This window comes from Asanoa iriomotensis, from assembly GCF_016862515.1.
Classification (GTDB): Bacteria; Actinomycetota; Actinomycetes; order Mycobacteriales; family Micromonosporaceae; genus Asanoa; species Asanoa iriomotensis.
Genome location: NZ_BONC01000075.1, coordinates 14224 through 35108 on the forward strand (window position 1 = coordinate 14224; position 20885 = coordinate 35108).

The 20885-nt window shown below is 69.9% G+C and carries 17 protein-coding genes; 9 read left to right on the forward strand and 8 right to left on the reverse strand.

All coding sequences use genetic code 11. From position 1 onward, the window contains the following. Positions 1 to 6 precede the first annotated feature (6 nt). From Air01nite_RS34380 to Air01nite_RS34390, 3 genes are read right to left on the reverse strand one after another with little or no spacing between them, the layout of a single operon-like run. Entirely contained in the window at positions 7 to 957 is a 951-nt protein-coding gene (locus tag Air01nite_RS34380) for an SCO2522 family protein (RefSeq protein ID WP_203707552.1), read from the reverse strand. Then, the gene (locus Air01nite_RS34385; protein ID WP_203707553.1) at positions 954 to 1871 is read right to left on the reverse strand and encodes an SCO2523 family variant P-loop protein; all 918 of its coding nucleotides are present in this window, start codon (positions 1869 to 1871) and stop codon (positions 954 to 956) included. The genes Air01nite_RS34380 and Air01nite_RS34385 overlap by 4 nt, the downstream gene beginning before the upstream one ends. A gap of 6 nt (positions 1872 to 1877) precedes the next feature. Continuing rightward, on the reverse strand, positions 1878 to 3722 hold the full coding sequence (locus tag Air01nite_RS34390) for an SCO2524 family protein (RefSeq protein ID WP_203707554.1): 1845 nt from the start codon (positions 3720 to 3722) through the stop codon (positions 1878 to 1880). Positions 3723 to 4234: 512 nt separating this feature from the next. Here Air01nite_RS34390 and Air01nite_RS34395 point away from each other — a divergent pair. After that, complete coding sequence (locus Air01nite_RS34395) at positions 4235 to 6166, forward strand: DVUA0089 family protein (protein WP_203707555.1); 1932 nt, start codon at positions 4235 to 4237, stop codon at positions 6164 to 6166. On the opposite strand, the gene Air01nite_RS34400 is transcribed toward Air01nite_RS34395, so the two are convergent. Further along, positions 6163 to 8964: an AfsR/SARP family transcriptional regulator gene (locus Air01nite_RS34400; protein ID WP_203707556.1), complete on the reverse strand. Its 2802-nt coding sequence runs from the start codon at positions 8962 to 8964 to the stop codon at positions 6163 to 6165. The two genes, Air01nite_RS34395 and Air01nite_RS34400, sit on opposite strands and share 4 nt — an antisense overlap. Positions 8965 to 9122: 158 nt before the next feature. Here Air01nite_RS34400 and Air01nite_RS34405 point away from each other — a divergent pair, with 158 nt between their 5' ends. From Air01nite_RS34405 to Air01nite_RS34430, 6 genes are all read left to right on the forward strand, one after another. After that, on the forward strand, positions 9123 to 9947 hold the full coding sequence (locus Air01nite_RS34405) for an alpha/beta fold hydrolase (protein ID WP_203707557.1): 825 nt from the start codon (positions 9123 to 9125) through the stop codon (positions 9945 to 9947). A gap of 5 nt (positions 9948 to 9952) precedes the next feature. Continuing rightward, entirely contained in the window at positions 9953 to 10786 is an 834-nt protein-coding gene (locus Air01nite_RS34410; RefSeq protein ID WP_203707558.1) for an alpha/beta fold hydrolase, read from the forward strand. Positions 10787 to 10788: 2 nt separating this feature from the next. Then, positions 10789 to 11589: an alpha/beta hydrolase gene (locus Air01nite_RS34415; RefSeq protein WP_239091165.1), complete on the forward strand. Its 801-nt coding sequence runs from the start codon at positions 10789 to 10791 to the stop codon at positions 11587 to 11589. Beyond that, positions 11586 to 11957 carry an MBL fold metallo-hydrolase gene (locus Air01nite_RS34420; RefSeq protein WP_203707560.1) on the forward strand — a complete coding sequence of 124 codons (372 nt, stop codon included), beginning with the start codon at positions 11586 to 11588 and terminating at the stop codon, positions 11955 to 11957. Before Air01nite_RS34415 ends, Air01nite_RS34420 begins: the two co-directional genes overlap by 4 nt. Positions 11958 to 12063: 106 nt before the next feature. Beyond that, entirely contained in the window at positions 12064 to 13080 is a 1017-nt protein-coding gene (locus Air01nite_RS34425; RefSeq protein WP_203707561.1) for a trypsin-like serine peptidase, read from the forward strand. 234 nt (positions 13081 to 13314) lie between these two features. Next, positions 13315 to 15417: a M6 family metallopeptidase gene (locus Air01nite_RS34430; protein ID WP_203707562.1), complete on the forward strand. Its 2103-nt coding sequence runs from the start codon at positions 13315 to 13317 to the stop codon at positions 15415 to 15417. A 5-nt stretch (positions 15418 to 15422) separates the two neighbouring features. Here Air01nite_RS34430 and Air01nite_RS34435 read toward each other — a convergent pair whose 3' ends face one another. Genes Air01nite_RS34435 through Air01nite_RS34450 form a run of 4 tightly spaced genes read right to left on the reverse strand, consistent with a single transcriptional unit; the run spans position 15423 to position 18955 of the window. Further along, positions 15423 to 15956 (reverse strand): DUF302 domain-containing protein, encoded by a 534-nt coding sequence (locus Air01nite_RS34435; RefSeq protein ID WP_203707563.1) that lies wholly within the window; start codon positions 15954 to 15956, stop codon positions 15423 to 15425. 39 nt (positions 15957 to 15995) lie between these two features. Next, positions 15996 to 17228: a coiled-coil domain-containing protein gene (locus tag Air01nite_RS34440; protein WP_203707564.1), complete on the reverse strand. Its 1233-nt coding sequence runs from the start codon at positions 17226 to 17228 to the stop codon at positions 15996 to 15998. Positions 17229 to 17273: 45 nt separating this feature from the next. Next, complete coding sequence (locus tag Air01nite_RS34445; RefSeq protein ID WP_203707565.1) at positions 17274 to 18293, reverse strand: S-adenosylmethionine:tRNA ribosyltransferase-isomerase; 1020 nt, start codon at positions 18291 to 18293, stop codon at positions 17274 to 17276. Continuing rightward, a complete protein-coding gene (locus Air01nite_RS34450; protein WP_203707566.1) occupies positions 18287 to 18955 on the reverse strand; it encodes an SDR family NAD(P)-dependent oxidoreductase in 669 nt (222 codons plus the stop codon). Before Air01nite_RS34450 ends, Air01nite_RS34445 begins: the two co-directional genes overlap by 7 nt. Before the next feature lie 124 nt (positions 18956 to 19079). Between Air01nite_RS34450 and Air01nite_RS41700 the strand changes: the two genes are divergently transcribed. Both Air01nite_RS41700 and Air01nite_RS34460 read left to right on the forward strand, forming a co-directional pair. Further along, positions 19080 to 20195 (forward strand): GAF domain-containing sensor histidine kinase, encoded by a 1116-nt coding sequence (locus Air01nite_RS41700; protein WP_203707567.1) that lies wholly within the window; start codon positions 19080 to 19082, stop codon positions 20193 to 20195. After that, positions 20188 to 20814, forward strand: a complete 627-nt coding sequence (locus Air01nite_RS34460; RefSeq protein ID WP_203707568.1) for a response regulator — start codon at positions 20188 to 20190, stop codon at positions 20812 to 20814. Before Air01nite_RS41700 ends, Air01nite_RS34460 begins: the two co-directional genes overlap by 8 nt. Positions 20815 to 20885 lie beyond the last annotated feature (71 nt).

Below are 20885 nucleotides of genomic sequence, written 5' to 3' on the forward strand. Positions count from 1 at the left end.
GTTGTGTCACTCGCCGATGAAGACGTAGTCGATGCGGTCGACCAGCTCTTTCGGCAGCTCCATGCCCTCGCCGCGCATGCGGGAGAACACCTGGTCGAGGACGATCGGGTCGATCGAGACCTGGTTGAGTATGGTGCGCACCGCGAGCTCGACCTGCAGGAACCGCGAACCCAGCACCGAGAACGTGCGGTAGGCGGAGAAGGCCGCCGCGCGGGGGTTGAGCTGGACCACGGCCGGCAGCTTGTCCCAGTCGTCGGGCAGCTCCTCGACCTGCCACGGCGCGGTGACCACCTCGCCGTTGTGGCGGAGCAGGCCGAGCCTGATCAGCTGCCACACCGCCGCGAGGAACGGGCACGACCAGCGCCGCTGGCCATTTTCGAGGTCCCACAGCTCGACGTCGACGAAGATCGAGTGGCGGTTGGCCGCGTTCTGGATCGGCGGCAGCCAGCCCTTGTCGGCCATCGCGGGTATCGCGACCGTGTTCGGCGAGCGCTGGCCGTTGCACAGCCAGCCGGTCTCGGTGGTCGGGGGGCGGATGCCGTTGCTGCCCGGCACCGGGTCGGTGACCAGCGCCTGCTCGACCAGCTTGGCCAGCGGCACCTCGTCGGCGACCGCGCAGCCGGACTCCCGCGCCAGGTAGTCGATCACCAGGCCGCTCTCTTCGGCGGCCGCGACCAGCTTCGGGATCACCTCACGCGGCGTGCTGAACCGCGAGAAGTAGTCGTCGACCAGGAAGCAGGTGCTGATCCGCGGGCGGTTGCCGCCCGGTTTGGTCTGCGCGGTGCGTGCCGCGGCCTGCGCCCACGGCGCGACGCGGCGGAAGTGCCGGCGCAGCGAGTCCATGCCGCCGGCGAACTCTTCCATGTAGAGGTGGCCCAGCTCGATGGAAAGGTGCGACAGCGGAACGCGTTCGACGCTCCGCCCCGCGACGGCTTCTTCGAATGCCACTCCGGTCACAGCGTCTCCCAGGCCGCATCGTCCACGATCTTTTTGGCCAACGAGTCGAACTGTTCCAGCGTCTCACGGTTCGCGATGCGCCGCGACCACACGTCATTATCCGAAATAAGCTGTTCACGCCATTGCAGGACGGGGTCGAGCGGGATCGAGCCGAGCAGCAGCGTGCGGCCCACTTTGCGGCTGCTGGCCAACTCGGACAGATCGCGGTCCACATCGCGCAGCCAGGCGACCTGCGCCGGCCGCAGCCCCTCGAGCTCGGGAGAGTCGGGGTTGACCACCGCGGTGCGGACGAACCGCAGCGAGTTGGCCAGCTCCTCGGGGTCGTGCCCGCTGCGCGCGCCGGTGTCGAGGATGCCCCGTTCGCCGTAGACCAGGCCGGACGCCGCGAGCACATGCTGCCGGGTCCAGCGGTGGAACACCAGCCAGCGGGTGCGGATGTTGCGCAGCGCCTCGGTCGCGGTCGCCGCGAGCACCATCTCGGTCGCGTAGGACCGGCCGGCGCTCAGGTCGACCAGGCAGAGGTCGAACTCCTCCTCGAGGTGCAGGAACAGCCGCGCGCAGCGCTCGGTGTTCTCCTTGGTGATCGGGAACTCACCGCCACCGCTGTCGCCGGGAAACAGCACCAGACGACCCGCACCCGGCGGGCGGTTGCGCAGGCTGGACCGGTCGGACTCCTGCCAGATCTCCAGCCGCTGCGGGTCGGCGACCACACCGTGCAGATAGGAGTGCAGGCCGCCCTGGGTGGTGCCGTGCAGCGCCGTGGGGATGTTGAAGATGGCACCGGAGGTCGGCGAGCCGAAGTCGAAGTCGAGATAGCAGACGTCGCTGCCCTGCAGCGCACTCCGGTAGAGGATGTTGCTGCTGGTGACGGAGCGACCGGTGCCGCCCTTGTCGGAGGTCGCGAAGATCAGCATTGGGGTTCAGCCCGCCTCGGTCACGTCACGCCGCGCGGCGGCCAACTCGTCTAGCGAAATCAGCACCTGGGCAGCGAGGACGGCCGCGGTGCCGGGGCGCTCCGGCAGGATCTCGCGGGCCCGGGACAGGTGGATCTGGGCGACCTTGAGCGTCTCGCGCATCCGTGGGCCGGCGTCGCCGGCACCCGAGAGCAGCTCCATGTCGTAGAGGTGCTCGGCCTCGGTGAGCAGGTCGAACGCGTAGTTGCCGAGCCGCGGACTGCGCAGTGGCGGGCGGTTGAGCATGTTGGCCGTGGTCACCAGGCCCTGCACGACGCGCTGGGTGTAGTACCAGGACGGTTTGTCGTAGCGGGTGGTCAGCTGAGGAAACGCCGAGGTCGGCTGGTCCCACAGGTTGCGCCCCGAGCCCTTGTCGAGCCGACGCCGGTTGAGGTGCTCCCAGGTGCGGTCGGCGAGGTCGAGCATCCGGCTGCGACCCTCGGCGTCGCTGATCAGCCCCGCGATCACGGTGGTGCGCTGGAAGAGCAGGGCGGCGAACTCGGAGACCGTCCACAGCATGCGGGCCTCGCCGGCGTCCTCGCTGCCGACCAGCGGCACGAGTACGCCGGGTGCGTGCAGGCTGAGCGCCGGGTCGGTGTCGAACGGCTTGCGGGTGATCCGGGCGCGGTTGGCCAGCTCGCCGACGACCTCGCCGATCCGGCCGAGCTCGATGTCGGTGCCGCGTTCCTGGACCAGGCCTTTGACGGCGAGCGAGGTGACGAGCAGCGTGTAGTAGTCGGACGCGTCCTCGTCAGTGGTGCGCCAGGGGATGTCCTCGACCGGCCAGCGCCGGGCGGCGCCGAACGTCGCCATCGTCGACCAGTAGGAACGAGTCAGCTCCCACCGGAGCTGGAGCGCACGCGAGAGGCGTTGCTGCTCCTCGTTGAGCAGGCCGAGAACGCGGGTCCGTTCGGAGAAGAGGTCCTCGATGGCGTCGACCGCGATGACCGTGAAGTAGAGGTAGGGCGCGTCCTGTGCGAAGCCCTTGGGCTGCTGCCCGACCGGCTCGTTGGTCTCGATGGAGGGAGCGCCGTTGACGATGCCCCAGGACCAGCCGACCTCGAAGAGGCGGTCGGGACTGTCGATGTCGGTGACCTGGCCGGAACCGATCAGGACCTCGCGGAAGGAGGCGATGGTCTCGCGGAGGTCCCGGCGGATAGCGCTGACCACCTGGCGCTGCGGCAGGTTCTCCTGGTTGATCATTGTGATCAACGCCTGGCCGTACCCGGAGTCGATGTCGAAGACGTTGACCGTGAAACTCCGCAGCAGCCCGACCATGGCGGCGCTCAGCCGGGTGCTGGCCATCAGCTCCAGCGCCTCGATCTCCTTGCGGTTCTCCTCGCGGCTCGCCACGGACCGGAGCACCTTGAGGAAACCGAGAACGGCCAGCGACAGCGTGACCGACATGGCGAACGAGTCGACGATGTCGAGCCGGAGCTGCTCCTTGGTGGGCTGCGCCGGGCCGGACGAGCTGTAGTAGGACGACCCGGAGAACAGCGGGGTGCCGTCGGGCTCGCTGTAGCGGTCGAAGTATTCCCGGAGCACGCCGATCAGCGTCTTCGGGATCTCGGTCGCGTTGCCCAGCGGGCGCAGCGCCCGGATCATGTCTTCGGCGGTCTCGTCCGGACGGTCGAGTTTGAACGCTTCGACCTTGGTCGCCGGGGTCAGGATGCAGAGCAGCTGCTCCGCGTCGCCGATCGAGTTGGGCGCGTCACGGCCGCCGAACTTCCACTTCTTTTCACGCTCCGACCAGGACGAACGCACGGTCGAGTTCCAGATCTCCAGCAGCTGTTGACGAGGCTGCATCCTCATCTGTCGCGCACCACCATCCGCCGCCTGACTCCACTGACGTTAGCTAGCAACCCGAGGGACACTGTGGACGCATGACGAGATGGCTCGCCAACACCTCATTCGTCCGCTTCACTCAATGATGGACCACGGGTCAAGGCCGCCGAAAGGCCCGTGGGCTGCGTTCCCAGCAGGCGGTCTCCACCTGCGTAAACGCGGGGAGAAGAGGCCGGTGACGCGGATCGCTTGCGGCGTACGGCCTTCGTGATCATCGACAGTGGCCGGACGACCCCGCAAGATCCACTGTGGCCGTCGCGCCCAATCTAGCTCAGGGTGACGGTTTGGCAACCCTGTCGACAGATGCCGGACAGTGTCGTTTTTTGATCAGAGTAAATGCCCCGGTTTCAATAGCTATCGCGATGCGTCTATGTGATTGGTTTCGATCTCCATCTGTTCATGACCTTGGACGGATGGATAGCGTCGTGACAGCCATCGATGGGCTGGGCACAGGGGCCCGGCCGCAAGGGGGAGGGCTCATGCGTCGAACCATCGCGCTCTTGGCTGGCACGGCGCTGGCAGCAGCGATGCTGCCAGCAGCGACCGCGACGGCCGAACTCAAGAACGACCCGGGGCCGAGTGGCGCTGATCGCGCCACGTTGGCCGAGGGCGGGCAGGTGGCCGCGAAGGCACCGGCCGGCGAGGCGCCGACCGGCGTCAATCCATATCTGTCGCTCGTACCCGATCCGACCACAATCGACTATGCCGCCTGGCGGCAGAATGCCGAGAAGCAGAGCGCGCTCCGCGAGCAGAAGCGGGCACTGCGCCAGGTTGCCGCCGCGTCACCGATCCTGGTCGACGAGGACGAGCTCGACGGCAGCCAGGGCGGCAACGACTCGCCCGCGCTCGCCCAGCCGGTGCCCGGCTTCGGCACCAAGGGGAAGCAGACCACGCGGGCCCGCATCCTGGGCTCTCTCGACCCTGAGGTGGTCAGCCGGCCGGCGTTCACGCCCAAGGCCGAGGACGACGGCGCGATTCCCCTCGCGTCGGACACCGGCGTCCAGAACCTCCGCAGCGGGATCACCGTCAACAGCACGATCGGTGACGGCCCGCACGGCTCCGCCGCCGGCGACACCGGTGACTTCGACTTCTTCAAGCTGACCATCGGCGCGGCCGGTGTCGGCGAGACGCTGACGGTCGACATGGACACCCCGACCGGGCCGCTCGACACGATGGTCGCGCTGTACTCCGCCACGGGCGAGCAGCTGGCCTTCAACGACGACTCCGGCGGCCTGGACAGCCTCCTCATGTTCACGTTCACCGCGCCCGGCGACTACTACGTCATGATCACGGGCTACAACTCGAGGCCGGCCGATCCGTTCGACGCCGCCAGTGGCAATGGTGCGGGCAGCGAGGGTCCGTACACGATGCTGCTCTCCGTGGCGCGCGTGGACGTCGACTTCTACGCCGTGCAGTTGCGCAAGGGTGACGTGCTCGGCACGTCGGTGACGGGCTCGCCGGCGACGATCACCATTTACGACCCGGCCGGTCGTGAGGTGCACGGGTCCAGCCAGGACGCGACCTTCATCTACCCGCCGAACAGCCCGCTGCCCGGTGGCGGCAACGCGGTCAGCGAGCACGTGGCCGACGACGACGGCCTGCACTACGTCGCCGTGAGCGAGGGCTCGGGCGCCTATGACATCACCGTCGAGGCGTACCGGCCGAACCTGGAAGGCGACAAGATCACCCAGACGGTCTTCATCGACTTCAACGGCCAGCGCCTCAACACGGCGATCTTCGGCGGCCCGGGCGTCGTGACGCTCAGCCCACTGCGGTCCTTCCTCGGTCGCTGGGGCCTGACCACGGCCGACGAGAACCAGCTGATCGACGGCATCGTCGCCGAGGTGACCGAGAACGTGAAGCGCGACCTGGCGCAGAGCGGCCTCAACGACAACTTCCGGTTGAAGATCCTCAACAGCCGCGACCACGCCGACCCGTTCGGCGAGGTCAACGTCAGCCGCCTGATCGTCGGCGGCACGATCGCGGAGTCGGGCGTCAACACGATCGGCATCGCCCAGTCGATCGACCCGGGCAACTTCGACACGCAGGAATCAGCGCTGATCCTGCTTGACGTGCTGAGCGGCCCGGCCAACGACGACGCGTCGCTGAACTTCTACATCACGCCGGCCAGCAACAAGATCAACTTCATCGCACAGGCGGTCGGCAACGTGGCCTCCCACGAGGCGGGCCACTTCTTCGGCAACTGGCACGTGGACCAGTTCAACGACACACTGAACCTGATGGACCAGGGCGGCAACTTCCCGCTGCTCTACGGCGTCGGCCCGGACGGCATCGGCGGCACCGCCGACGACCCGGACGTCGACTTCGGCGAGGACGAGTTCAACCCGAGCGAGGGCTTCACCGGCACCGAGGACACCCGGGGCCGCCTCGCAACAGTCCTGACCCGCTAACCAACCACCTGGGTGGCGAGGGCATCGCCCTCGCCACCCAGCTTGGCGGCCACGGTTTCGGCGGCTGGGTGGCTTATGTCGGTCATGATGGCCAGCGCTTCCCGCCACGCGGCCGCGGCCAGGTCCGGTTCGCCTGCCATCGCGTGGTTGTCGCCGAGGCGGTGCAGGGTGTTCGCCTCGTAGACGCGGTCGCCGGTGAACTGGCGCAGCCGGACGGCCGCTCGGTACGACTCCGCTGCTTCCTGGTAGCGGCCCAGGTGGTGCAGGGCGTGCCCGAGGGTGTCGCGGGTGGCCGCCTCCCCCTGCAGGCTGCCTAGCTCGACCACGATCGGCAGTGCCTGCTGCGCGCTCTCCAGAGCCTGGTCATGCTCGCCGCGCAGGATCTGCACCCAGGCGATCGAGTTGAGGACGTGGCCCTGGCTGAGGCGGTCCTCGCCGGCGACGCACTGCTCGACCGCCGTCCAGAGATAGGTCAGGGCGTGGTCGTAGCGCTCTTCCTTGTACGCCAGACCGCCCAGCCGGCGGTACGCCTCCGCGAGGCCGGTGTGGTGGTCCAGGGCGGCGAAGTGCCCGATCGACTCGTGCAACCGCGCGTGGGCGTCCTCGTACCTGCCGTACTCCGTGTAGGCCAGGCCGAGCTGACTGTTCGCGTACGCCTTGCCGAGCGTCTCGTCGGTGTCCTCGAGCGCGGCCAGCGACGCTTCCTGGGTCATGATCCAGTCGGCCCACTGCCCGCGCCAGTGCAGGTCCGGGCCGATTGCCCAGGCGAGTCGCCAGGTGTGGCCCGGAAAGCCGGTTGCCGCCGAGCGCGTGATGGCGGCGAGCAGCGTCGGCCTCTCCCGGGCGAACCACGCCAGCGCGCGCTCACGGTCGGCCTCGCCACCGACCACCGCGCCCGGGACGGGCGGGGACACGTCGATGCTCGGACGCGGGTTCACCCGCACGCTGTTGGCCATCGCGGTGTGCAGGTAGTGGTCGAATAGCCGGCGCAGTGCGGCCTGGCGGTCCTGGTCGGTCGCCAGCTCGGCGGCGTAGGCGGCGAGCAGGTCGTGCATCGCGTAGCGACCCGGCCCGATCTGGTTGACGAGGCTGGTGCGGACGAGCTCCGCGAGCAGCGGCCGCACCTCGCGCTCTGACAAAGCGGCGAGGCTGGCGGCGGCCGGCACGGTGACGTCACCGGTCCGGGCGTGGCCGAGCAACCGGAACAGGCGGGCGCTGGCGTCGGTCAGGGCGTGGTAGGACCAGGAGAACACCGTCCGGACGTCGACGGCGATGTCCGTGTCCGCGAACAGGGCGTCGTCGTCGGCCGTCAGGTCGTGCAGCACGTCGGCGAGCGAGAGCGACGGACGCAGCGCGGCGCGGGCCGCCAGCACCGCGAGCGCCAGCGGCAGGCACCCGGACCGGCGGATGATCTCGGCCGTGGCCTCGGGTTCGGCGTCCACCCGGTGCCGGCCGAGTCGCTGCACGAGCAGCTCGTGCGAGTCGGCCTCGGAGAGCACGTCGAGTGACACCGGGTGTGCGTCGTGGGTGGCGACCAGGCCGGCCAGGTCGTCGCGGCTGGTGACGATCGCGAGGCAGCCCGGGCTTCCGGGCAACAGCGGGCGCACCTGCTCGGCGTCGCGGGCGTTGTCGAGCACGATGAGGACCCGCCGCTCGGCCAGCAGGCTGCGGTAGAGCGCGGCCTGGCCGTCGACGGTGCGGGGCACCCGCTCCGGCGCCACCCCGAACGCGTCCAGGAAGTGCCGCAACGCCTCGTCGGGCCGCATCACCGAGCCGCCCGGGTCGAAGCCGCGCAGGTTCACGTAGAGCTGGCCGTCGGGGTAGCGGTCGGCGACCCGGTGGGCCCAGTGGACCGCCGTCGTGGTCTTGCCGACGCCGGCCATTCCGCTGATCGCGCTGACGAGATGAGTGCCGGGGGCCAGCTCCAACACCCGACGCAGCTCGTCGCGCCGGCCGGTGAACGTTGCCAGGTCCGGCGGGAGCTGGGCGGGCCGCACGATCGGGACTCGCGGGGCGGCGGGCGCAGCCGGCGGGGCAGAAGGCCGCACGAGGGTGCCGTGTGCGGCGCGCAGCTCGGCGCCCGGATCGATGCCCAGCTCCTCCGCGAGGAGAGTGCGCACACGCTCGTACACCGTGAGCGCTTCGGCTTGTCGGCCTGTCGCCCCGAGCAGCAGCATGAGCCGGGACTGCAAGGGCTCGTCGAGCGGATCGCGGTCGGCCGCCGCGCGCACGGCGGTGACGAGCGCCTCGGGCCGCGCAGCCCGCAGGGCGCAGTCGGCGGCCTCCCGGGCGACGTCGGCACAGAAACGATCGACCGCGACGAAGACGGGGTCGGAGCGCATCGATGCGCTGAGATTCGCGGCGCAGCGGCCCTGCACAAGATCGAGCGCCGAAGCGAAGAGCCGAACGGCCCCGATCTCGTCACCAGCCGCGAGGTCGTCGCGGGCCGACTGGGTCAGCCGCCGGAACCTGAGCAGGTCGAGGCTGCCCTCGTCGCCGGCGAACTGGTAGCCGCCCGCCGATCGCAGCAGCCACCGGCCCTGCCGGCGGGGGCCGAGGCCCGGCTCCAACAGCCGCCGCAAGGTGCCGACGTGGCCGTGCAGCGCGTTGACGGCGGTCGAGGGCGGCTCCTGGCCCCAGAGCAGGTCGACGATGGCGTCCAGCCCCACCGGCCGACCGGCCTGCGCGAGCAGGACAGCCAACAGGCTGCGCACCTGCGGCGCGCCGAGCTGGATCTCCGCACCGTCCCGCCAGGCCCGGACCGGTCCGAGCACGGTGAAGCGGAGGTCGGGCTCCATCGGTCGCGTCGTCCTCACTTTTTCTTCAGTCGTTTGCCGTGTCGCCCTGGCTACGGTCCCACCGCAACGAACGACCAGGCGGCGATCGTCACACGCGGATCGGACCGTCGACCATCGCCCGACCTGGTCGAACACTCGAACCTGGGAGAGGAACAGCCATGCCTGAAACCACTCGTCGTGCGGTCCTGGCCGGGTCCGCGGCGCTCCTCGCCGGCACGGCGTTGAGCGCGGTGGCGGCCACGCCGGCCGGCGCCAGCCGCCGTTCCGGACCGAAGCCGACGGTCGTGCTGGTGCACGGCGCGTTCGCCGACGCCGCCGGTTGGACCGAGGTGACCCGCCGGCTGCAGCGGGCCGGGTACCCGGTCCTCGCGCCGGCCAACCCGCTGCGCGGGGTGCCGTCGGACACCGCCTATCTCGCCGAGTTCCTGGGCACGATCGACGGGCCGATCGTTCTCGTCGGACACTCGTACGGCGGCATGATCATCACCAACGCCGCCACCGACAACGCGGATGTCAAGGCGCTGGTCTACGTCGCGGCGTTCGCCCCCGACGAGGGCGACACGCTCGAAGGCCTGCAGACGAAGTACCCGGGCTCCAAGCTCGGCATGGAGGCGCTGGACTTCCGCCCCTACACGCAGCCCGACGGCTCGATGAGCTACGACGGCTACGTCAAGGCGGCCGCCTTCCGCGAGGTATTCGCCGGCGACCTGCCGGAGTCGGTCACCGCCGTCATGGCCGCGACCCAGCGCCCGGCCGACGTGCACACGCTCCAGGAGCCGTCCGGCCGGCCGGCGTGGCGGACCGTGCCGACCTGGTACCTGGTGGCCCGCAACGACAACCTCATCCCGGCCGCCGCGCAGCGGTTCATGGCCAAGCGCGCGCAGGCCCGTACCGTCGAGATCGGGGCTTCGCACGTCGCCATGATCTCCGAGCCGGCCGCGACCGCCGACCTCATCGCCCGCGCCGCGGCCTCGGTCCGCTGACCGCCATGGGATACGTCACCGCGGGCGACGGCGCGCAGATCTTCTACAAGGACTGGGGTGCCGGCACGCCCGTCCTGTTCAGCCACGGTTGGCCGCTGCACGCCGACAGCTGGGAAGCGCAGATGCTCTTCCTGGCCGAGCGGGGCTACCGCTGCATCGCGCACGACCGGCGCGGCCACGGCCGGTCGACGCAGACCTGGCACGGCAACGAGATGGACACGTACGCCGACGACCTGGCCGCCGTCATCGAGACGCTGGATCTGCGCGAGCTCACGCTCGTCGGGTTCTCGACCGGCGGCGGCGAGGTCGCCCGCTACGTCGGCCGGCACGGCACGTCCCGCATCGCCCGCATCGCGCTCGTGTCCGCGGTCCCGCCCCTGATGGTCCAGACCCCGGACAACCCCGGCGGCGTGCCGGTCGAGGTCTTCGACGCGATCCGCGGCGGCTCGGTCGTCGACCGGTCGCAGCTCTACCGCGACCTCGCCGACGGGCCGTTCTTCGGCAACAACCGGCCCGGCGCGCAGGTCTCGCAGGGCATCCGTGACGCGTTCTGGCTGCAGAGCATGCAGTCCGGGCACCGCAACGCCTTCGAGTGCGTCGCGGCGTTCTCGGCCACCGACTTCCGGGCCGACCTCGACGCGATCGACGTGCCGACCCTCGTCATCCACGGCGACGACGACCAGGTCGTGCCGTTCGAGGTCGGCGGCAAAGCGTCCGCGGCGCGAATCAAGAACGCGACCCTCAAGGTGTACGCCGGCGCGCCGCACGGCATCACCGACACTCACAAGGAGCAGCTCGGCAACGACCTGCTCGCGTTCCTCGCCGAGTCTGGAGCATGACCGTGACCGACCGACCCGACACCATCGTGCTCGTGCACGGCTTCTGGGTGACGCCGCGGAGCTGGGAGCACTGGATCACCCACTACGAGCAGCAGGGTTTCCGGGTGATCGCACCCGGCTATCCCGGCTTCGAGGTCGAGGTGGAGGCGCTCAACGCCAACCCCGACCTCATCACGGCCGTCACCGTCCCGGCCATCATCGACAAGCTCGAGAGCGTCATCAAGGGCCTGGACCGTCAGCCGATCATCATGGGGCACTCGGCCGGCGGCGCCTTCACCCAGATCCTGCTCGACCACGGCTACGGCGCGGCGGGCGTCGCGCTGAACTCGGCACCGACCGAGGGGGTCCGGGTGGTGCCGCTGTCGCAGGTGAAGTCGACCTTCCCGGTGCTGAAGTCGCCGGCCAACCGGCACAAGGCGGTGGGCCTGACGCTGGAGCAGTGGAGGTACGCCTTCACCAACACGTTCACCGACGAGGAAGCCGCGGCCCTGTATTCGAGGTATCACATCCCGGCCCACGGCGGCATCGTGTGGGGCGGGGTGCTGGCCAACTTCCAGCCGGGTCACCAGGACACCTGGGTCGACTACCGCAACGACAACCGGGCGCCGCTGCTGTTCATCTCCGGCGGCGAGGACCACATCATGCCGCCGGCGGTGCAGCGCTCCAACGTCGCGCACTACCAGTCGAACACCATCACCGAACAGGTCGAATACGAGGGGTACGCCCACCTGCTGCCGGCACAGGCGGGCTGGGAGAAGATCGCCGACTTCGCCCTCGACTGGGCCCTGCGCCACGCCCGATGAAAATCACCCACATCGGCGGACCCACCGCCCTCATCGAGGTCGGCGGGTGGCATCTGCTGACCGACCCGACGTTCGACGCTCCCGGCCGGAGGTACGCCTTCGGCTGGGGCACCTCGTCGACGAAGGTGAGCGGTCCGGCCGTGTCCCTGGCCTCGCTCGGCCGGATCGACGCGGTGCTGCTCACCCACGACCACCACGGCGACAACCTCGACGACCTGGGCCGGGCGATGCTGCCGGACGTCTCGAGGGTGATCACCACGTCGTCCGGCGCCGGACGCCTGGGCGGCAACGCGACGGGCCTGGCACCGTGGGCGACCACTCGCCTGTCCGGCGAAGACCCAGGCAGCAGCACCGAGATCCAGGCCTGAACAGTCCTCTTTGTTCCGCAGTGAAACACGCTCATCGATCCGCGCGCTATTCGGATATCGACTCCACTCCATGACCCCTGGAGGATGTGTGAGATCCACAGTCCGGATGACCGCGCGTATCGGCGCGGTGGTCCTCGTCTCTGTCGGCCTGCTCGGCACACCCGCGCAAGCCAACTCGTCCGGATCCGACCGCGCGGAGGACGCCCGCGTGCTCGCCTACTGGACACCCGCGCGGATCGCGAACGCGAAGTTCCGCGACTACGTCCGCAACGACGCCGGGAAGATGGTTCCGATGGCCAAGCCCGGCGGCGGTGGCGGCGTGGTCACCGGCGCCTCGTGGCCCAACGGCGGCGCGATCCAGCAGCGCTCCGGCAGAATCCTGTTCTCCTCCGGCGGCTCCGACTGGATCTGTTCCGGCAGTGTCGTCAACGACGGCTCGACCAGCAACGGCAGCTCGATCGTCCTCACGGCCGGGCATTGCGTCTTCGACGGCACCGACGGCTGGTCCTACAACTTCCTGTACCTGCCGAACTTCGACGCCCAACCCAGCTACGACTGCAACACGCGGGCAGATGGCTGCTGGCGGGCGAACCTGCTCACCGCCCACGACGACTTCGTCCCGGCCGGATTCGGGTCGAACGAGACCGTGCGGGTCGACTACGCCTTCGCCAGGGTCGGGCTCCGGATCGCCGGAAGTGGCACCGCCGAGCTCGACGCCGCCACCGGCGGGTACGGACTGAACACCACGACCGTCGCCAACAGCGTGACGAAGTGGGCGTTCGGGTATCCGGCGGAGGGCAGGTACAAGGGCAACGATCTCGTCTACTGCACCGGCCCGACGACCGACGACCCGTACGGCGCCCCGACGTGGGGCATCGCCTGCAACATGAACGGCGGCTCGTCGGGCGGCCCCTGGATCTACGGCACCACCGCCCCGGCCACGTACACCACCTCCACGCTGCTCACGTCCGTCAACTCGTACGGCTACTCGGGACTGACCTACATGTTCGGTCCGAGGTTCAACAGTGAGACCCAAACGGTCTTCACCTCAGCCACGTCCGGCAACGCGTCAGCGGGCGTGAGCGTGGTCTGCGCCGTAGCAACCACGCAACCGAACTGCTGACAACCTCTGCCCCGCCGGCCAGTGTCCGGCGGGGCAGAGTCTCCCTAACCGGCTCAGCGCTTGGTCGTTGCGGTGTGTCACGGTCGGGTTTCGCGCATCATGCAGGCTGCCCCATATGTCGGATGCGTTCTCTTCACTGTCAGGCGCGTGAATGTTTGTCTGCCGACAAGCGCGCCCGCCCGGGCGTGCGTGGGAGGAAACACCGTGCGAAACCAAAAAACCCTCAGGCGAGCGGTGAGCGTTGTCGGGCTTACCGCCCTCGCGCTCGCGCTCGGCGGTGGACCGGCGTGGGGTGACGACCACGAGAACCTGCCCGGCGAGCCCACCATCACGCTGCCGATCAACGACAGCGAGGCCGGCGGAACGTACCAACAGGACTTCACGCGGGCGTACGCCGGCACGACCCCGGACGGCACGCCCGTTTACATCTATGTCCCGGCGGGCACGCCGCTCGACGGCTCGGCGCCGGCCGGCGTAGCGAGCCTCGACCCGGCGTTCGACCCGACGCCCGGCGACGAGTTCGTGCCCTGCGCCGATGCCCAGGCCGCCGACTTCACGCTGACCCAGGCGCAGATCGACTATCTCGGTGACACGCTGGCCAGCCAGGTCGTCGCGGTCGACGAGGAGCATTTCGGCCTGATGGACGCGGCCGACCCGCAGGAGCCGGCCAGCGACTCGCTGGTCATGGTGGTCTACAACGTTCAGGACACCAATTACTACGACTGCGCCGAGACCACCTACACCGCCGGCTACTTCGCCCCGGACTACATCGACTCCGTCGGCATGAACGTGATCGTCATCGACGCGTTCGACTGGGCCAACCGGGTCGGGCCGGACGACGCGGAGTGGCGCGACGACGATCCGAGCAACGACCAGGCGACGCTGTACGAGGGTGTGATCGCGCACGAGCTCGAGCACCTGCTGCACAACTACAGCGACGCGGGCGAGCTGTCCTGGGTCGACGAAGGGCTGGCCGACTTCGCGGTGTTCCTCAACGGCTTCGACGTCGGCGGCTCGCACCTGACGTACCAGCAGGTGTTCTACGCGGACACGTCGCTGACCCGATGGGGCGGCGGGTTGCAGAACTACGGAGCCGCGTACACCTTCTTCCAGTACCTCTGGGAGCAGGCCGGCGGAAACGGCGACGGGACGTACACGCCTGACCTGCAGTACGACGGCGCCGGTGGCGACCTCCTGATCAAGCTGATCTTCGAGGAGCAGGCCGACGGCATGATCGGTGTACAGAACGCGATCAACACGTTCAACGCCACCACGTCGGGACCGGACCTGCGCGGCTCCGAGGAGCTGTTCCAGGACTGGGCCGTCGCCGTCTACCTCGACGACGAGGGCTCCGACCGGTTCGACATCAGGGCTGTCGACTTCGGCGCCCCGCAGTTCACGACGTGGACGATCGACATCGCCGACGAGCTGTTCTGGGCCGGGCGCGGCAGCAACCAGGGCGCGCAGCCGGCGCCCAAGTGGCGCAACAAGCTCAACCACCAGGACCCGACGGCCGTGCCGTTCGGCATGCAGGTCGAGCGTTTCCGCAACCCGGGGCCGACGGTCACGGTCGCGCTCGACGGCGACGACGAAACGGTGATCGCGCCGCACACCGGCACGACTCACTGGTACGCCGGATACGAGAGCCAGACGGACAACATCCTCGACGTCGACACCGACGGCAGCGTCACGTCCCTCGACTTCTGGACGTGGTACTTCATCGAGGAGGGGTGGGACTTCGGCTTCGCAGAGGCGCTCGTCGGTGGACAGTGGGTGACCGTGCCGCTGGTCGACGACGCGGGCACCGAGGTGACCACGGACGACGACCCGCATGGCAACAACACCGAAGGCAACGGCCTGACCGGCACCTCGGGAGGGGCGTACTTCGTCGACGAGCCGACCTACATCCACCTGACCGCACAACTGCCCGCCGGCACCACCGACGTGCGGTTCCGGTACTCGACCGACGCGGCCTACCTGGACACGGGCTGGTTCGTCGACGACGTGAACGTCGATGGTGCGGCCGCGGCGCTGACCTCGTCGGACTGGATCCAGACCACCGGAGTGCAGGACAACAACTGGACGCTGCAGATCGTGGCCAGCTGTGACCTGACCCCGGGGGTGACGTCGGCGGGCGAGATCGTCGACACCGCCGGCGGCAACTGGATCTACCGGTACGAGGGTGACGCGATCGCGGTGGCCGGGCTGAACACACGGTGTGCGAACGGCCCGCAACGCGACTTCGCCACGATCGTGTCGAACCTGCCCACCGGCGACCTCACCTACCTCGACGCCGACTACACCCTGACGGTGGCCAACACCGGCAACCGAGGTTAACGGAGTCAGGCACGCAGTGTCGCAGGCACGGGGGCGTCGAGGTGGTCCAGGAGCGCGGCCAGTTTGTGGTCGAGTTCCTGGCCCACCTCGGCGATGTCGTCCGCGCCCACCGCGCCGAAGGAGCCGAACGTCGCGCTCGGTTGTTCGATGATGAAGTGGGTTTCGCCGGCGCGGCTCGCGATCATCGGGCGCAGTGGCGCGTACATCATCGCGGCCTGGTCGAACCGGTACATCCGCTCCGCCAGGACGTGGTTGCCCATCAGGTAGACCACGCACTCGCCCGGGTCGTGCGCCAGGCGCATCAGCGGGCCGTCGTCGCTCGACCAGTAGCGCAGGAAACCCCACGGTGCCGCGGCGTCCACCTGGGCCGTCACTTCCGACCAGTCGGCCTTGCCGGCGATCAGACCGTTGACCGTGTCGTAGTCCACCGCCGGCACGGCCGTCTCGTACCGCCGCCGGAAGTCGGCAAAAGGCGCGTCCACCGGGATGCGCAGCCGATGGGCCTGGTAGCGAGTCTCGGAAACCGACTTTCCAGTCACCGTTCAGACGCTAACAGCGCCTGACCTGATAACTGTCGGTTACCGCTCGACAGGCCCCGGCAGGGCGATCACGCGGGGCTCCTCGACCGGCAGCTCGCGCCGGGGCTCCACCGGCTCGAACAAGGACTGCGAGGGCGGCAGGGGCCGCGGCTCGACGACCTCGGCCTCGACCTCGACCTCGGGCTCGAACTCCTCCTGCGGCGGGGCGAACTCCTCCTGCGGCGGGGCGAACTCCTCCTGCGGCGGCGGTGCCATCTGCTCCAGGTCGGGCCGCACCGCGACCATCTTGAACTCGCCCGTCTCCTGGCTCATCGCCGCCGCGGCCATCACCGCGGCCGCCGCGCGGTCGGCCATGCGCTTGGCCTCGCGCTGGATCCGGGCCCGGGCTTCGAGCGTCTGCTGCTCGACCGACTCGGCCGTCTGGCGCGCGTGGTCCAGGCGCGACAGTTCGTTGCCCAGCTCCTGGCGCGTGACACCCAGCCGGTGCGTCAGCTGGGCCAGCTCCTGCTCGACCGAGGCGCCGTCGTGGCGGAGCTGGTTGAGCTGCTGCTGGGTCTGCTCCTGCGCGTTGCGCAGCGCGCCCAGCGCCTGCTGCCGGGCCTCGATCTCCTTCTGCACCATCGTCAGCTGTTGCTGGTGCGCCTGCATCTGCTGCTCGGCCTCGGACGCCCGGGCCTCCTGCGCCTCCTGCGCCGCCGTGCGGTGGTCGTTGACCTCGCGCTCGACGTCGGAGCGCCACTGGGTCAGCTCCTGCTGCGTCTGCTCGTGCGCCGACTCGATGCGCGCCCGGGCCTCGCCCTCGGCCCGCTCGATCGCGGCCACGCTCGCCTCGTGCAGGCGCTGTGCCTCCTGCTCGAGCGCCTCCCGGGCGGCCTGGCCCTCGGCGCGGACGCGTTCGGCATCCTGGTGCGCGGCCTCCAGCACCTTCTCGGCCTCGGCCTTGACCTCCGCGGCGTGCTCACCGGCGGCGTCGACGATGGCCTGGCCCTGCTTCTCGGACAGCGCCAGGATCTCGTCGACCATCGAGCCCAGGTGCCGGAACGACGCCCGGTCGAGGCGCGGCGCCCGGTCGCGCAGCTCGGTCAGCTCGCCGTGCACCTGCTCGAGGTTGGCGGTCAGACCACGGATGTGGTGGTGCGCCTGCTCCCGCTCGGCGGCCAACTGCGCGATCCGGTCGGAGGTCTCCGCCAGGTGGCGATCGACCTGCTTCTTCTCGTAGCCGCGCATCGACGTGTCGAACGCCGGCGTGAGGTACTGCTGACCCTGAGACATGCGCCATCCTCCACTGCACGCGCTCGATCGGCGGGACTATACCGCTCATCGAGCGCGCTCCGACAGCAGCAAGTTGACGTCACCGAACTCGTGCCAGCGATAACGAGCCGAAAGTGCCTCCTGGTACGCGCGCCCGACCAGGTCCCGGCCGGCCACCGCGGCCAGCAGGTCGAGGTGCGAGGCGCGCGGTTCGTGGAACCCCGTCAGCAAGCCGTCCACGACCCGCACGCCCCGTTCCGGCGTCACCACCAGCTCGGTCCAGCCCTGCCCGGCCGCGCCGCCGGTGGTCTCCAGCGCCCGGACCACCGTCGTGCCGACCGCGATCACGCGGCGGGCACCGGCCACGACCCGGGCGGTGGCTTCAGGGACCGAGAACCATTCCGGGTACGGCCGCTCGTGCGCCTCCGCCGACGCGACGCCTGTGTGCAGCACGATGGGGACCACCAGCACGCCCGCGGCGACCAGTCGGGTGACGACGCGGTCGGTGAACGGGCGCGCCGCACTCGGCATCTCCGCGCTGCCCGGATGGGTCGCGAACACCGTCTGGTAGTCCGTCAGTGGCCACGGCCGCGGCACGTACCCGTATCGGATCGGTTCTCCATGCTCCTCGAGGTAAGCCCGGACATCGTCGACGGAGACGGCGGCATTCCAGAGCCGACCTCGGGTGTACGGCGACAGCAGCGTGACCGTGGCACCGCCGCGGAGGCCGAATCGCTGGTCAGGTGTCGCTTCGTGCAGGGGCCCGGTCGTCGGATTGCCGTCGCCGGCCGTGGCGCGTGGCTCGACCAGCCAGGTGCCGTCGGCATTGGCCGTCGAGAAATGCACGACATGTCCGTCAAGAGTGGGCACCGCCGCCGGCAGCGTCGCGGACGTGTTCACCACCAGCACGTCGCCGGCCCGCAGCACGCAGGGCAGCTCGCGGAACAGGTGGTGTTCCTGTCTCGCGGGGGTGGAGACCAGCAGCCGCACCCCGTCACGGGGCACACCGCGCGCCTCCGGCGGCTCGTGCGCCGACAGGTCGTCCGGGAGCACGAAATCGAGCGGATCCGCGGTCGCGTTCACCATTGCGCCACCCGGACCCGGCCCGACTCCGGTCGCGCCGCCAGCAGGCGCAGGAACGCGGGCACGACCGACTCCGGCTCCGGGCGGTCGCTGATGTCCTCGCCAGGATAGGCCTCCTGGTGCATGCGCGTACGCAGGTCGCCAGGGTCGGCCCACCAGACGCGGACCTCCGGTTCCTCGGCGGCGAGGATCTTGCTGAGCTGTTCGAGCGCCGCCTTCGCGGAACCGTAGCCACCCCAGCCGGCGTACGCCTCGATCGCCGCGTCCGAGGTCACGTTTAGCACCGCGCCGCCGCGCTTGCGGAGCCCGGGCAGGGCGAGTTGGGTGAGCGCGAGCGGCGCGTGCACGTTGACCTCGTACACCTCGCGCATCGCCTCGACGGGGTAGTCGGCGAGCCGGGGCTGCGGCGACGGTCCCAGGATGCCGGCGTTGTTGACCAGCAGGTCGACGCCGCCGTACCGGTCCGCGACGTCGATCAACGCCGCGCGGTGCGCGGGATCGTTGACGTCGCCGGCGACCGGCACGACACCGGGCCCGAACCCGGCGGCGGCCAGCGCGGCGCCGTCCCGCCCGTCGACGACGACGTTCCAGCCGGCCTGCGCCAGCCCGCCGGACAGTGCGCGCCCGAGCCCACGGGACGCGCCGGTGATGATCGCTGTTGTCATAGCTCCGACGCTAGGAACGACGGCCGTCGAAGCCATCGGACCAGGGACAAGCCCGTCCCGGGACCTTGGTCCTAGGACCATCGTCCCTGGATCGTCGGCGGGCTTCCCGCGCTACGGTGCGTAGGTGGACGCGCGCGAAGAACTGCGGGCGCTCAGCACCGCCGTACTCGCCGTGACCGCGCGCCAATCGGTGCGCGAGGTGCTGCAGACCATCGTTTCGGCCGCCCGTCGGTTGCTGAATGCCCGATACGCGGCCCTCGGCGTCCCGGACGAGGACTCCGGGGCGTTCGCGGAGTTCGTGGTCGACGGGGTCAGTGACGCACAGTGGCGGGCGATCGGCCCGCTGCCTCGCCAGCACGGCCTGCTCGCGGTGCTGCTGCGCGACCCGGCACCGCTGCGCCTGGCCGACATCCGGTCGCACCCGCGCTTCGAGTACTGGCCGAAACACCACCCGGAGCTGCGCGACTTCCTAGGCATGCCGATCACACACGGCGACGAGATCCTGGGCGCGCTCTACCTGGCCAACAAGCGCGACGGCTCGTTCGACCGCGAAGACGAGGACCTGTTGCGGATTTTGGCTGGTCACGCTGCGATCGCATTGATCAATGCCAGGTTGTACGAACGCAGCCGGGAGCTGTCGGTGCTGGAGGAACGGGACCGGATCGCCCGGGAACTGCACGACTCGGTGGCGCAGAAGCTGTTCTCCCTGCGCCTGACCGCGGACGCGGCGGCGGCCCTGGTCTCCCGAGACCCGGACCGGGCTGTTGTTCAGCTGGGTGTGGTGCGGTCGCTTGCCGCAGAGGCCTCGGACGAGCTGCGGGCGATCGTGGTCGGCCTGCGCCCGGCGGACGTGGCACGCGAGGGCCTGGACGCGGCGCTGGGCAAACAGGTGAGACTGCTGGACCGGGTGCACGCGGCACGGGTGGTTCTGCGAGTCACGGAGCCGGTGCCTCGGTTGGCACCGGACCGGGAGGACGCGGCATACCGGGTGGTCCAGGAGGCGCTGCACAACGCGTTGCGGCACGCGGACGCGCGTACCGTCGAGGTCCGGTTGTTCGTCTCCGCTGTTTCTCTGGTGGTCGAGGTCTGCGACGACGGCCTGGGCCTGCGCCCGACGGACCAGGCATCGCTGGGCCTCACGTCGATGCGTTCACGGGCGGAGTCGGTGGGCGGCCGCCTGGTGGTGTCGTCGCAGCCCGGCAAGGGCACGACGGTGCGGGTGGAGGTGCCCATTGAGTGACCGGATCCGGGTGCTGGTGGTCGACGACCACGCGATGGTCCGCCAGGGCCTCCGCTCGTTCCTGGAGGTCCAGGACGACCTGGAGGTAGTCGGCGAGGCCGCCGACGGCGCGGAGGCGGTGGCCCGGACGGCCGAGCTATTGCCGGACGTGGTCCTGCTGGACCTACGCATGCCCGGGGTGGACGGTGTGGCGGCGCTGCGCGAGATGACCGCGCGGGGCCTCCCGTCGCGGGTGCTGGTGATCACCAGCTTCACGGAGCCGGCGGCGGTTTTGCCGGCGGTCCGCGCGGGTGCGGCGGGCTATGTCTACAAGGACGTGGATCCACCGGCGCTGGCGGCCGCGATCAGGTCGGTCCACCTTGGGCACACGCTGCTGCACCCGGAGGTGGCCCGGGTCCTGAGCGAGGGCGAGTCCGCGGCGGACCCGGCCCGGCTCACACCGCGGGAGCGTCAGGTCCTGACGGAGATCGGTCGGGGCCGGTCGAATCGGGAGATCGCCCGGTCACTGGGCCTTGCGGAGAAGACGGTCAAGGCCCACGTCAGCGCGATCCTGGCCAAGCTCGGCGTCCAGGACCGCACACAGGCGGCCCTCTACGCGGTCCGCGCCGGCCTGGCCTGAGGCGACCCGGTCCATTTCGAGCTTGAAACTGCGTGTCCTGGCCTTCAGGGCCGTGCACGCGCCTCTGCCGC